Genomic DNA, 12,816 nt, shown 5'->3' with positions numbered 1-12,816 from the left:
AACCCATGTCGCCAGTTGCCCATCTCCACACCTCCGAAGGCGATATTACGCAATCGTCGGTCGATGCCATCGTGAATGCCGCGAACGAATCGCTGCTGGGCGGCGGCAGTGTCGACGGGGCGATCCATCGTGCCGCCGGCCCGGAATTGCTGGACGCCTGTCGCAAACTGCAGGGTTGCGCGACGGGACAGGCCAAGCTCACACGGGGATTTCGACTCAAGGCGAAATACGTGATTCATACGGTGGGGCCGGTATGGCACGGCGGCGCGAACGATGAGCCTGCGCTGCTCGCGAGCTGCTATCGCGAGAGCTTGCGTCTGGCGGCGGCGCACGGCTGTCGCAGCGTAGCGTTTCCGGCCATCAGTTGCGGCATCTACGGTTATCCCCCCGAGCTGGCCGTGCCGCTGGCTGTCTTCGCCGTGCGCGACGCGCTGCCGCATTTCCCGAGCATCGAGCACGTCGAGTTCGTTTGTTTCGACGGTGCGATGCTGGCGCGTTATCGCGCCGAACTGGCGAGTCAGGACCCGCCGGCGTAACCCTGTTGACGCCACGCCTCGAAGACCACGACGGCAACCGTATTCGAAAGATTGAGGCTGCGATTGCCCGGGCGCATCGGCAGTCGCACGCGCTGCGTCGCGGCGAATGTATCGAGCAGTTCCGGGGCGAGGCCGCGAGTTTCCGATCCGAACACAAACCAATCGCCCTTGGCGAACGACAGCTCGCCGAAGGGGCGCGAACCGCGCGTCGTCAACGCGAACATGCGCGTGGGATCCGGCGCTTCTGCGCTCAGAAACGCGGCCCAATCCCGGTGGACCTTCATCTCGGCATACTCGTGATAGTCGAGCCCGGCGCGGCGCATACGCGCGTCGTCGAGCGGGAAGCCTAGCGGTTCGATCAGGTGCAGGCGCGCGCCCGTATTGGCACACAGGCGAATGACGTTGCCGGTGTTCGGCGGAATTTCGGGGCTGACGAGAACGACGTTGAACATGAGCGTTGAGACAGAGTTATGAGGTGAGCGGCGTGCGCAATGCGACTGCCGCAATCACATGCGCTGCGCCGGCGCGTTTGAGGGCGGCGGCCGCGGCGTCGCACGTCGCACCCGTCGTCATCACGTCGTCGATAAGCACAATCCGACGCCCACGGACTTGGTCGCTCGCGACGAAGGCGCCGCGCAGGTTGCGTCGGCGTTCATCGCGCGACAGGCGTCGCTGCGCGGCGGTCGTTCGCTCACGGTGCAGCACGTGGGCGCTGGCGGGCAGATGCGCCCGCCGCGACGCGACCCGCGCGAGTTCCCACGCCTGGTTGAAACCCCGCGTCGCGAGTCGCGACGGCGCAAGCGGTACGGGCACCAGCAGCGCAGCCTCGTCTCGGCAATTCGAGAGGGCGTTGCCGAGGCGTTCGCCGAACTCGCGTGCGAATGGCAGGGCGCCATGGTATTTCAGACGAATCATCAGCGCATCGAGCGGTGCCACGTAGTCTGCGAGCGTCAGTGTCGTGTCGAACGCAGGTTGCAACCGCAGACATTGTCCGCACACGAGCGGGGGTGGGGTGCGGCAAATTGTCGCACCTCCGATGCCTTGCGAGTCCGTTTCGTCCGCGTAAGTGGGCCGCGATGGCAATGCGACCGCACATTGGCGACAGCGCAACGGCGCATCAGGCCGGTCGGCGTCGAAGGCGTGTGCGCAATCGGCACAGATCTGCCGCGGTGCGCGCCGGTGGCAAAGCGCGCAGTGATCGGGCAACGCCATGCGCAGCCACCCGCCAGCAAGCTTGGCGAGCGTTGGCAAGGTGGCAGGGAGGAAGGGCAAGGTGATAGCGGCGATGAAGTGGTGGGAAGGCGGGGCGGTCGACATCGTCGATGCTCGGCATGGAACGGCGTGCGCCGGGGCGCGTGGCGGTGCACGATGCATTCGGACAGCAACGAGTATACTGCCGACTCGCCTTTTCGCCCGTCCCATGAAGCCTTCCGCCGCTCCCCCGACCCCGTCCGCCGCGTTCTCCGCTCGCTTTTTGCGCACTGCGTTCGACCGCCGAGCGCCGAACTGGCCGCAGGCCGACTTCCTGATGCGGGAGGTGGCATCGCGGCTCGCGAGCCGACTCGATTACATCAAGCTGAAGCCGACCCGCGTGCTCGATGCCGGATGCGGCACGGGCGGCGATTTGCTGAGCTTCGGCGAGCGTTACCCCGAGGCCTATCGCGTGGGGCTCGATGCGTCGCTCGCGATGGTCAAGGCCGCCGCGGCGGCAGGCGCAGCAACCGGTTGGCGCCGACTGCTGCGCAGTGCGCCGCCCTATGGCGTCGTGCAGGCCGATTTCTCCGCGCTGCCGTTCGCGCCGCGCACCTTCGATCTCGTCTGGTCGAACCTCGCGCTCCATTGGTATCGCGAGCCGCATCGCGTCATTCCCGAATGGCATCGCGTGCTTGGCAACGACGGTTTGCTGATGTTTTCGGCCTATGGTCCCGATACCCTGCGGGAGTTGCGAGCGGCGTGGGCGGAAGTCGATGACGCGCCGCATGCCCTTGAGCCGACGGACATGCATGACTTGGGCGACATGATGGTGGCGAGTGGATTCGATACCCCCGTCACGGACATGGAGCGCCTCACGCTGACGTTCGAAACGCCTGACACATTGCTGCGCGACGTGCGTTTGCTCGGCGTGAATCCACGACCCGAGCGTCGTAGGGGCCTTACCGGGCGGGCGCGTCTTGCGGCTTTGCGTGCGGCGCTGGAACGTCAGCGCGGTGCGGACGGCACGATCGCATTGACGTTCGAACTCGTCTACGGGCACGCCTGGAAAATTCCCGAGAAGACCGATGCGGCCGGCAATGCCGTCGTTCGCCTTCAGGACATCGGACGCGGCGGCCGGCCTCGCTGAGTTTCGCTGAGTTTCGCGGACCCGGCCCCTCCCGCTGGCGCCCTGACACCCCACCGTATCCTGCGTCCTACACGACCTTGCAGGTGTTCTGCGCACGCCCGATTCGCTTAAATGGCGCTTCACGGCGTGCATGAGCACAGGGCCTTGCGGATTGCCTTCGCTACGCCACGCCATCGAATCGCCTTCGGGCGAGACATTGGGAGGTCGGGGTGGGGAACCAGCACGAAACGTGGGTGGCGTCGCCGCAGGTCGAACCTGCGCAACGCGAAACAACGCGCGATCGCCAGGGGCTGCGCGTCGATGGCGCCTTTCTGCGACCGACCTCCCCCGTTTTCACGGCGATTGACGGGCTGTGTCGCGCCACGGTTCACCTCAAGCTCGAAGGTCTGAACCCAGCCGGCTCCATCAAGCTGAAGCCTGCGCTTCAACTCATCGAGGATCTGGAGGATGCGGGCCGCGTTGACGTGAATACGCGGATCGTCGAATCGTCCTCGGGAAATCTCGGGATGGCGCTGGCGATGGTGTGCGCAAATCGCGGCTACCCGTTCACTTGCGTCACGGATCCCAACACGTCGGGTCATGCGATCCGTGCCATGCAGGCGGCGGGCGCGCACGTGGTGCGCGTTGAACGTCGCGATGCGCAGGGGGGGTATCTCGGCACACGCATCGCGTGGATCCGTGAGCAAGTGGCGCGTAACCCGCGTTGGGTGTGGGTCAATCAGTACGCCAACCCAGGCAACTGGCGTGCGCACTATCGATGGACGGCGCCGGAAATCTTCGCGGCCTATCGCAACGTCGACCACTTGTTTGTCGGCGCGGGCACCACCGGCACATTGATGGGCTGCTTGCGTTACGTGCGCGCCCATCGACTGCCGACCCGTGTCATTGCGGTCGATGCCGTCGGTTCGGTGACGTTCGGCGGCCCGCCCGGGCCTCGCCGCATCCCCGGACTGGGCATGAGTTGCCGCCCGGCGTTGTCTGAAGCGTCGCAGGCCGAGCCGCCGGACGCCATCGTCTACGTTGACGAGGCCGAAACCCTCCGCATGTGCCACACGCTGGCCGCGCGCGGTTTGCTCGCGGGCGGGTCCACGGGCAGCGTGTTGCGTGCCGTGCAGTTGTCGTCGGTCGAGATCGCCGCCAGCGACACAGTCGTCGCCGTCGCTCCCGATATGGGCGACAAATATCTCGACACCCTCTACGACCCCGATTGGGCCGCCACCTGTATCGATGGCCGCCCGCGTTCGCCATGCGGACCGTCGCCACTCGTCGATACCGTCGATCCTTCATTGCCATGAACGCACTACCGCTACCGCAATTTCGTGTGTTCACCGGAGCGCAGGTCAGTTCGACTCTCGGGACGCGGAAGGCTGCCGTTCTCGAAACGGTCGAAGCGGCGTATCGCGCGCATCACGCCGGGCGCACCGTCAATCCGGAGAGTCAGTTTCTCCGCTTTCCCGACGCGCAACGCAATCGCATCATCGCGTTGCCTGCGCACCTTCGCGATGACCGCGGCGAGGCGGTGACCGGCATCAAGTGGATATCGAGCTTTCCCGCGAACATCGAACGTGGCATGCCGCGCGCGTCGGCCGTCCTCATTCTGAACGATGGGGCGACGGGCTATCCGATGGCGTGCATGGAAGCGAGCCTCATCAGCGCGGCGCGCACGGCGGCGAGCGCGATCAGCGCGCTACGGTGTCTCGCCAGCGACGCGCTCGCCACGAAGGCGACGGCCAAGACCTCAGCGCGAAGCCTGCGCGTGGCATTTGTCGGCGCCGGCGTGATCGCACGCCATGTGGCCGAGTGTCTGCCGCTCGCGGCACTGCCCATTGGTGACGTGACGGTGCACGACCTGAACCCGGACTACGCCACGGCACTTGCCGCCCGCATGAGTACGCGCCTCGGCTACGACGCGCGTACCGAAGCCTCGCTCGAACGCACCGTTCGTGCGTCGGACGTGATCGTATTCACCACGACGGCGCCCTCGCCCTATGTGAACGACCCGGAATGGTTCTCTCACTGCCCTGTCGTGCTGCACCTCTCGCTTCGCGACCTTGCGCCAGCGGTCGTTCTTGCGTCCCACAATGTCGTCGACGACATCGATCATTGTCTGCGGGCGATGACCTCGCTTCATCTCGCTGAAGTCGAGACCGGTCATCGGCGCTTCGTCACGACGTCGCTGCCGCATTTGCTCTGTGGCGGACAGGCGCCGGTGCGTGATCGACCGATTGTGTTTTCGCCGTTCGGTCTGGGCATCCTGGACATTGCCGTCGGGCGTTGGGTCTATGAACAGTTGGCTGCGCAGCAGGCGCCCATCCCCCATTTTTTCCACGATATGCAACGCGCATGACCTCCGTTACCTGTAGCGCCTCCTTCCCCGCCGCTCACCTCGCTTCGCCTCCCGCCGAAGGCTTCGCCGACGTCCTTGTCGGTCTGCAATATGGCGACGAAGGCAAAGCGAAGATCATCGATGCCCTCGCTGCGGGGTACGACGTGATCGCCCGATTCAATGGCGGCGCCAACGCCGGCCACACCATCGACACGCCCTTCGGCCGCATCGCGCTCAAGCAACTGCCCTCAGGCGTGTTTCATCCCCACGCCACGCTGTACATCGGGTCTGGGTGCGCGCTCAACCCGTGGAAGCTGGCTGACGAGATCGAACAACTCCGCGAGATGGGCGTCTCGCTCGAGGGCCGGCTACGCATCAGTGCGCGAGCCGCGCTCGTGCAGCCCCACCACATTGCGCTGGATCGACGCGGCGGCGGCACGATCGGTACCACGGGTAACGGCATCGGGCCGTGCTACGCGGATCGCGCCCTGCGTGTGCGCAACGACAAACGCGTCAATCTGATGCTCGGCGATCTGCTCAATAGCGAGGCGGACACCGTAGCTTCGATGCGCGATGTCTTCACGCACATGATCAACGCGGACGGGGGAACGTCGCCCTGGGTCGCCGAAATGTCGGATCTGTTGTTGAGCCTGCCGAAAGTCGCCGACACCTTGCGCGCCTACATCGAACCCGATCGAGGATGGCTTGCGAATCGCGTGAAGCAAGGCGCCAGGGTGTTGTTCGAAGGGGCGCAGTCGGTGTTGCTCGATGTCGTTGACGGCTGTCAGCCGTATGTCACGTCGAGCCACACGGTGCCGGCATATGCGTATGTGGGGGGCGATCTGTCGCCGAAGTACCACCGTCGGACCATCGGCGTGGCGAAGGCCATCATGTCGCGCGTGGGGCGTGGCCCGTTTCCGTCGGAGTTGGGGGGCGAGCGCTCTGCGCAATATTGCGATGACGCGTCCCAGTCTCACCTCGGCGTGACCGACGAGCAGGTACGCTTTTCGCCGGAACAACTGCTGCGCTCCAACGATCCGTTCGACGTGGGCACCGCGCTTCGCATGCTCACCGGCGAGTACGGCACGGGGACGGGGCGCCCGCGTCGTATCGGCATGCTCGATCTCGCGCAGTTGCGAGAGGTCGTCAAGGCCCACGCTATCGACTGCGTCTACCTCAACAAGGTCGACTGCCTGGCCCACTACTTCCATTCGACTTATCAGGGCGTGCCGATGCGTGTAAATCGCGACGTGCTGTCCAGCGACGTCATGCCCGACGTGCTGATCTATCCCGGACTGTCCGAGCACTCACTCACACTCGGACGCGAAGGCAAGCTCGACGCCGCCATGCATGGCTTCGTCGATTTCGTCGAGCGGCAAATCGGCGCGCCGCTGGCCGGCATCGGACTGGGGCCGGAACGGGCCAGCCTGGTATCGCTGAGCGCGCATCAACCGGCGCTTGTCGTCGCAGCGTCCCCGCATGTCTGACCGGCATACGGGGAGCAGCGTTGCAACGTGCCTGCCCGGCGATGGCGGATCGGTCGAGCATGGGCAGCGGCCGTGGCGAGACGTCGCCGCCGTGACCCGCGGCGGCGGGGAGGCACCGTTCCCGCCGCTGCGGCCCGAGCACCTGTTCTTCAACCTGTCGCTCATGCCGTATGCCACGCATCCGCTGGTCTGTGAACGCGGTCAGGCGGCTCGGCAGCAGTTGAGTGCGCGCCGTCTGGCCGATTACCTGAACAAGACGGAACGTGTCGAACTACACATCGTGAATCGCGCCATCGAGCAAATGCTCGACATGCCTGGCATCGCGTCGGTCAGCCGTGACGATCTGCTCGCCATCTACACGGACGAGGGATTTCACACGTGGATGATGGAGCGATTCCGCAGACATCTGTTGAAACAGGCGGGGTATGAGCTGGCGCGAACGCCATCGCTGAGTGTCGTACGCGTGCTGGCGTTGTGTGCGGCGGTGCCCGAAACGCATCGCGAGATGGCCATCGTCGCAGCGGCAACGGTGACCGAGACATTGATCACAGGCACGCTGCGGCAGGCGGGGGCCGGTGACGATATCTACCCGCCCGTGCGCGCAATGCTGAGCGAACATGGCGCCGACGAACGACGTCATCAGGCGGCGTTTGTCCGCTTTTCCAGCGAGTGGATTCCGTCGTTATCCCCAGCGGACCGCGCGTTTCTCGACACTCTGCTTCCGGACCTGATGACCGCGTTTCTTGCGCCTGAATTGCCGGTGTTGCGAGCGCATCTATGTGCCGTCGGGCTGGATGCCACTGAAGCCGATCGTGTGATCCGCGAGAGCATCGACCCGCTCGAAGTGGGCGTGCAGATGATGGAAGCGGCGCGGGTGCCACGGCGCTTGTTCGAGCGATTGGGCATGGCCTGCGCGGAACGCTTCGCGCAACAAGCGAGTCGCTGGCGGCCGCCTTGAGCGTCGGCCGGTCGAGCCGCTGACGTGGCGACGCACGCGATCATGCGGCCGAACCGGTTCAACCCGGCGGGCAACGTTGTGCTGTCCCCGCGCTTCGCCGATACACCACCAGGAGAGATCTGTGAATTGCCACTGGCTAGCCCCCGATCTGACCATGAGTGCGGCGGAGTATCGCGCACTCCTTGAGGCGGCGCTCGCCTTCAAGCGCCGCTATCCGCAGCACACGGAATCTGCGCTGCGCGGCCGAACGATCTACTTTCTGTTTTACAACGCGTCGTTACGCACTCGCAGTAGCTTCCAGACCGGACTGTCGCGAATGGGCGGCCATGCGATCGTCCTCGATCCGCTGAACGGGATCTATACGCCCGCGCTACCCGAGGCGGAGATTCCGTACTCAACGGAGCGCGTGGCCGACGTGGCGCGCGTGCTCTCATCCTATGGCGACGCGATTGCCATTCGCATGTATGGCGCACCGGCCGGGTGGGTGTACGGTGCGGCGCATCGTCATCTCGAAGCTTTTTCTCAGTCGAGTCGGGTGCCCGTCATCAACATGGAGTGCGACCGCTTTCATCCGTGTCAGGCGCTTGCCGATGTGATGACGATGCGTGAGCAATTGGGCGGGCTGGCCGGCCGGCGGCTGTGCATCAGTTGGGCGTATTCCGGTAGCTGGCACAAGCCAGTGGCCGTGCCGCAGAGTCTGTTGCTCGCCGCAGTGAAATCCGGGATGGACGTGACGCTTGCGCATCCGCCATCGCTCGGCCTCGATCCGCAGGTGATGACCGCGGCCACGCGGTTCGCCGAGCAGACCGGGGCGCGTCTGCGCGTGACCCACGATCTGCGCGACGGCGTGACCGATGCGCACGCCGTTTACGCCAAATCGTGGTGCAGTCTCGCGCATCTTCCGCAACGTCACGGCGATCCGGTCGACGAGGCCGTCATGCACAACGTCTTCGAGCGGTACCGGGACTGGTGCGTCGACGCCGACGTCATGCGACGCGCAGCGCCCGACGCAGGCTACCTGCATTGCCTTCCCGCTGACCGGCGGCAGGAGGTGACGGACGACGTGATCGATGGCCCGTCGTCGTGGGTTTTCCTCCAGGCCGCGAATCGACTTCATGCGCAGAATGCCGTGATGGCGCACCTGCTGAATCCGGGGTGCCTCGCGTGAGGCCGCCGTTTTCGTATCACTACGTGTGCGTGAGGTGTGCAACGCCGCAGGCGTGGGGCGCGATCCGTTATCGCTGCCCCGTGTGTGGGCAGAATCTTCGCATTCAACGGCGGGCGGACGCGGATTCGCCATGCGCCGCGGACATCGTGAATACGTTTCAGGGACGGGGAATGTGGCGATATGGCGCACTCCTTCCGGTTGAAGCGCACTGGGCGAGCCGGTTGGTCGTGGGCGCCACGCCGTTGGTCGATTGCGGCGACGACAGCGGCGTCCGTCTCTGGGTGAAGGATGAGGCGCGGAACCCAAGCGGATCGCTCAAGGACCGCGCCACCGACGTGGTGCTGGCGGTCGCCAAACGCGCCGGGTGCCAGCATGCGGTGACCGCATCGACCGGCAATGCCGGTGCGTCGCTGGCGTGCCTCGCGGCGTCGCAGGGAATGTCGGCCACCGTGGTCGTGCCGGCAAGCACGCCTCGCGTGAAGCTCGCGCAGATTCGCGCATATGGGGCGAAGGTCTGCGAGGTCGAGGGCAGCTACGACGACGCCTTCGACATCGCCGAGCGCATGGCCGACGACGCCAGCGTGTGCTGTCGCAATACGGGCATCAATCCCTTCACGCGCGAGGGGAAGAAGACATGCGCGTTCGAGATGGCGGAAGCGTTCGATTGGCGTGTGCCCGATTGGGTCATCGTGCCGACGGGGGACGGCAACATTCTGTCAGGCATCGCGGCGGGGTTTCTCGATCTCTATTCGCTCGGCATTACCTCCGCCATGCCGCGATTGCTCGCGGCGCAGGCCGACAGCGCAAGCAGCATCACGCGCGATTGGCGCGCCTGCGACGATGCCATGGCCTTGCCTGCGTCGCCCACGCAGGTCAGCCCGGACACCGTGGCCGACAGTCTGGCGGTCGGTCGTCCGCGCGATCATTTCGCGGCCCTGCATGCCTTGCGTGCCACGCGCGGCGCGTGCGTCGCACTCAGTGACGCACGGATCATGGTGGCGGCGCGCAATCTCGCGCAGCGCTTCGGCCTGTGGTTCGAACCGTCGACGGCCGCCGGCTACGCCGCATTGGGCGAGTGTCTCGCGACGGGGCGCATCGAGCCCCGGTCGCGCGTGGTGCTGCTCGGGACGGGAAGCGGCCTGAAATCTCCGCAGTGTTTTGACGCTGTGACGCCCGGCCAACTGCGGGGCTATGTCGAAGCTGCGCCGCGCCGCATGCCTGACGACCCAGGATACGTGCAATCGGAGGCGCAGCCGTGATCCGCCCGCGCATCATTGTGCTCGGTGCCGGGGTCAGCGGCCTGACGACGGCCGTGACGATGGCGTTGGCCGGGTGCGACGTCGTTATCTACGCGGCAGAGGGGCCGGCGCAGACGACGTCGGCGCTCGCGGCGGCCATCTGGCATCCGTTTTATCAGGCGCCCGACCTCGTCTATCTCGAACGCGCCCGGCAAACCTACGCGACGATGCGTCGCCTGTCCGCCGACGCGGCGTCAGGCGTGCGGATGCGCGTGCTCACCGAATATTTTCAACGCGATGCCGGGCCGCCGTGGTGGACGGAATGCGCCAGCGGTCTTGAGCGTCTGGCGCCAGCGGACGTGCCGTCGCGTTTCGCCTGCGCTTACCGCATGGACGTGCCCGTGGCCGACGCAGCGGTCTATCTTCGCTACCTGATGACGCTGTTCCTCGAACTCGGCGGCCGGTATGTGGCGCAGCGCGTCGGCGATCCGGCGTCGTTGCTCGGTGACGCCGAGCACGTCGTGAATTGCTGCGGTTATGGAAGCCGGCCGTTTGGCGACAGCGATTTATCGTTGTCGCGCGCCATTGTGCTTCGGGCAGAGCGCGACGCCGCCGTGCGCGGCTGCTTCATCGACGATTCCGATCCGCAGGCGCCGACATACGTGGTCGAACGGAACGAGGACATCGTACTGGGCGGCACCGCCGATCCCGACCTGACGTCGACCGTGATCGGCGAGCGGCAGGTCGAGGACATCGTACGCCGATGCACCGGGCTGTGTGATGGCGTCGCCGCGCTGCGTGTCGTTGAAGTCCGCCTCGGATTTCGGCCGATGCGACGGGTGACACGGGTGGCGCGCGACGCGGACCACCCGTGTCTGCTTCACAACTACGGCCATGGGGGCGGGGGCTTCACGTTGTCGTGGGGATGCGCCAATGAGGTGCTTCGGCTCACGGGCGTGGCATCACACAACTAGCCCCCGCCTTCGGATAGCAGGCGAGGGATGACAACCTTGGGAGACGACATGGAACTGGATCCGGCGACGCTCGACGAGGCAAGTCGCTACAACTTCATGATGAGTACGATTCTGCCGCGGCCGATCGCATGGGTCAGTACCGTCGATGCGCAAGACCGGCCGAATCTGGCGCCCTATGCGTACTTCATGGGCGTGTGCTGTGTGCCGATGACGGTACTGTTCTGCCCGGTGGTGCCGCCGGCACCGAAGCGAAAGAAGGACACGTTGCTCAACGTCGAGTCGGTGCCGGAGTTCGTCGTGAACGTGGCGAGCCTGTCGTGTATCGAGGCCGTGAATCTCTCGGCGGCGCCGTTGCCGCCCGGCGAGTCTGAGTTCGCGCTCACCGGCATGACCCCGGTTGCCTCGTCGCGCGTGCGGCCGCCGCGGGTTCAGGAGGCTGCGGTCGCGTACGAATGCCAGGTCCGCGACATTATCGAGATCAGCGCCGCGCCGGGCGGCGGATGGGTCGTGCTCGGCACCGTCGTTGCGGTCCATGTCGACGACGCGTTGCTCGACCCTGTCACGCATCACGTGGATTTGCAGACGCTCCGTCCCGTGGGGCGATTGGGCGGCGGATCGTTCGTGAATGCCGCGAGCGACACCTTCACGTTGACGCGATACAAGACGCTCGCCGATCTTGCGGCGCGGAGCCAATGACGGGCGACACGCTGCCGGCGAAGTCGTCCAGCAGGCCGTAATCGCTCGCCAGCTTCGCGGCCCGATGGCGGCTCGAGACGTCGAACTTGCGCATGACGCTGCGCAGATGAAACACCACACCATGCTCGGAGAGCGTGAGAATGCGCCCGATTTCCCACGACGTCTTGCCGCGCGCCACCCACCGCAGACACTCGCGCTCGCGCGGTGTCAGCACAGGGGCGCCGTGATGCACGGCGTCGCGTTGCACGATGCGCCACACGGCTTCATGCACATGCATCGCCAACAACGCGCCGGCATGCGGCTTCCAGGCAGGCGCGCCGAGTGCCCGCCCATAGCAGGGAGGCGGGCGGGTCGATGAGAGGCTTAACATGCCCGACGCGCCCGACGGCGTGAATACCGGATACGTCACTCCGTAGCGCATGCCCGCGGCGCGCTGTTCGCGAAGCAGCCGCCGGGCATCGGGCGATGTATAGAGCGTTGGCGTCCATTCGACGGGGGTGAGTTGCCGGCTGGCGCGCGCCAGCACCGGATCGACGTTCGCGTAGCGCTGAGCGTCGTAGTGCGCTTGCCACGCCTGCGGCAAGTTGCCGAGTCGAGGCGTTGCCCGTTTCCCGCCTGGCAGAGGGAAATGTCCGCGATAGCTGAAATAACGGTGGCTGAGCGAGCCGCACAACGTTTGCAGCAGGGCGCACAAGGCATCGAAGTCGGTGGCGGAGCGCAAGGCGCTCAGACCGTCGGCAAACGAGCGGGGAGTGACGCAACGCGTGGCACGCATGGCATGGCGAGGTGGGGAACAGGTTTCGGTTTTAGCACGCGTTGTATCGTCGCGCGCATCGAGGGTCGCCAAGGGGCCGGCGCGCATCCGCCGTGCAGCCGCCGCGGCGCGCCGCCTCAGGGCGCGACATAACGTCGCACGCGCCCCATGGTGCCGTATCGACGGTTGACGGATATCGGACGAATCCCGCATCGCAGCGAAGGCGGCCGGAGTGCTCCGCGTTGCGCGATTGGCGTGACGCGGTGCTGGACTAGTGGGGTGACGGTCGTTGGCGAGGGGCGCTTCGGGTAGTCAGGACACCGCAACGAGTCGTCGCG

At 65.9% G+C, this 12,816-nt stretch carries 13 protein-coding genes; 10 read left to right on the top strand and 3 right to left on the bottom strand.

The window, feature by feature from the left end:
• Positions 1-5 precede the first annotated feature (5 nt).
• A complete protein-coding gene (locus tag A985_RS0107085; RefSeq protein ID WP_017232703.1) occupies positions 6-536 on the top strand; it encodes an O-acetyl-ADP-ribose deacetylase in 531 nt (176 codons plus the stop codon).
• Here the strand turns inward: A985_RS0107085 and trmL are convergent.
• Together trmL and A985_RS28495 are read right to left on the bottom strand one after the other, a co-directional pair.
• Entirely contained in the window at positions 518-988 is a 471-nt protein-coding gene (trmL, locus tag A985_RS0107080; RefSeq protein ID WP_017232702.1) for a tRNA (uridine(34)/cytosine(34)/5-carboxymethylaminomethyluridine(34)-2'-O)-methyltransferase TrmL, read from the bottom strand. The genes A985_RS0107085 and trmL overlap by 19 nt on opposite strands.
• Before the next feature lie 16 nt (positions 989-1,004).
• Positions 1,005-1,514 carry a ComF family protein gene (locus tag A985_RS28495; RefSeq protein ID WP_017232701.1) on the bottom strand — a complete coding sequence of 170 codons (510 nt, stop codon included), beginning with the start codon at positions 1,512-1,514 and terminating at the stop codon, positions 1,005-1,007.
• 442 nt (positions 1,515-1,956) lie between these two features.
• Here A985_RS28495 and A985_RS0107070 point away from each other — a divergent pair, with 442 nt between their 5' ends.
• The 9 genes from A985_RS0107070 to A985_RS0107030 all read left to right on the top strand — a co-directional run bounded on the left by A985_RS0107070 (position 1,957) and on the right by A985_RS0107030 (position 11,724).
• Positions 1,957-2,877: a methyltransferase domain-containing protein gene (locus A985_RS0107070; RefSeq protein WP_017232700.1), complete on the top strand. Its 921-nt coding sequence runs from the start codon at positions 1,957-1,959 to the stop codon at positions 2,875-2,877.
• A 209-nt stretch (positions 2,878-3,086) separates the two neighbouring features.
• Positions 3,087-4,172 (top strand): 2,3-diaminopropionate biosynthesis protein SbnA, encoded by a 1,086-nt coding sequence (gene sbnA / locus A985_RS0107065; protein WP_157211378.1) that lies wholly within the window; start codon positions 3,087-3,089, stop codon positions 4,170-4,172.
• Complete coding sequence (sbnB, locus tag A985_RS0107060; RefSeq protein WP_017232698.1) at positions 4,169-5,224, top strand: 2,3-diaminopropionate biosynthesis protein SbnB; 1,056 nt, start codon at positions 4,169-4,171, stop codon at positions 5,222-5,224. Before sbnA ends, sbnB begins: the two co-directional genes overlap by 4 nt.
• Positions 5,221-6,690 carry an adenylosuccinate synthetase gene (locus A985_RS26950; protein ID WP_017232697.1) on the top strand — a complete coding sequence of 490 codons (1,470 nt, stop codon included), beginning with the start codon at positions 5,221-5,223 and terminating at the stop codon, positions 6,688-6,690. Before sbnB ends, A985_RS26950 begins: the two co-directional genes overlap by 4 nt.
• Positions 6,683-7,648 (top strand): diiron oxygenase, encoded by a 966-nt coding sequence (locus A985_RS0107050; protein ID WP_083902220.1) that lies wholly within the window; start codon positions 6,683-6,685, stop codon positions 7,646-7,648. Before A985_RS26950 ends, A985_RS0107050 begins: the two co-directional genes overlap by 8 nt.
• A gap of 121 nt (positions 7,649-7,769) precedes the next feature.
• Positions 7,770-8,816, top strand: a complete 1,047-nt coding sequence (locus tag A985_RS24520) for an ornithine carbamoyltransferase (RefSeq protein WP_157211377.1) — start codon at positions 7,770-7,772, stop codon at positions 8,814-8,816.
• Positions 8,817-8,962: 146 nt separating this feature from the next.
• Entirely contained in the window at positions 8,963-10,075 is a 1,113-nt protein-coding gene (locus A985_RS24515; RefSeq protein ID WP_157211376.1) for a threonine synthase, read from the top strand.
• Entirely contained in the window at positions 10,072-11,028 is a 957-nt protein-coding gene (locus A985_RS0107035) for an FAD-dependent oxidoreductase (protein ID WP_017232693.1), read from the top strand. Before A985_RS24515 ends, A985_RS0107035 begins: the two co-directional genes overlap by 4 nt.
• A gap of 48 nt (positions 11,029-11,076) precedes the next feature.
• On the top strand, positions 11,077-11,724 hold the full coding sequence (locus A985_RS0107030; RefSeq protein ID WP_017232692.1) for a flavin reductase family protein: 648 nt from the start codon (positions 11,077-11,079) through the stop codon (positions 11,722-11,724).
• Here A985_RS0107030 and A985_RS0107025 read toward each other — a convergent pair.
• The gene (locus A985_RS0107025) at positions 11,672-12,499 is read right to left on the bottom strand and encodes an autoinducer binding domain-containing protein (protein ID WP_017232691.1); all 828 of its coding nucleotides are present in this window, start codon (positions 12,497-12,499) and stop codon (positions 11,672-11,674) included. The two genes, A985_RS0107030 and A985_RS0107025, sit on opposite strands and share 53 nt — an antisense overlap.
• Positions 12,500-12,816: the final 317 nt, after the last annotated feature.

The organism is Pandoraea sp. B-6 (genome assembly GCF_000282835.1).
GTDB lineage: Bacteria > Pseudomonadota > Gammaproteobacteria > Burkholderiales > Burkholderiaceae > Pandoraea > Pandoraea cepalis.
This window is presented reverse-complemented; position numbering and strand designations above follow the sequence as displayed.

Excerpts from the sequence above, each read along its gene's own strand:
- sbnB (WP_017232698.1), top strand. The coding sequence starts at position 4,169 with ATGAACGCACTACCGCTACCGCAATTTCGTGTGTTCACCGGAGCGCAG.
- A985_RS0107030 (WP_017232692.1), top strand. The coding sequence starts at position 11,077 with ATGGAACTGGATCCGGCGACGCTCGACGAGGCAAGTCGCTACAACTTC.
- A985_RS0107070 (WP_017232700.1), top strand. The coding sequence starts at position 1,957 with ATGAAGCCTTCCGCCGCTCCCCCGACCCCGTCCGCCGCGTTCTCCGCT.
- A985_RS26950 (WP_017232697.1), top strand. The coding sequence starts at position 5,221 with ATGACCTCCGTTACCTGTAGCGCCTCCTTCCCCGCCGCTCACCTCGCT.
- A985_RS0107050 (WP_083902220.1), top strand. The coding sequence starts at position 6,683 with ATGTCTGACCGGCATACGGGGAGCAGCGTTGCAACGTGCCTGCCCGGC.
- trmL (WP_017232702.1), bottom strand. The coding sequence starts at position 988 with ATGTTCAACGTCGTTCTCGTCAGCCCCGAAATTCCGCCGAACACCGGC.
- A985_RS0107085 (WP_017232703.1), top strand. The coding sequence starts at position 6 with ATGTCGCCAGTTGCCCATCTCCACACCTCCGAAGGCGATATTACGCAA.
- A985_RS0107025 (WP_017232691.1), bottom strand. The coding sequence starts at position 12,499 with ATGCGTGCCACGCGTTGCGTCACTCCCCGCTCGTTTGCCGACGGTCTG.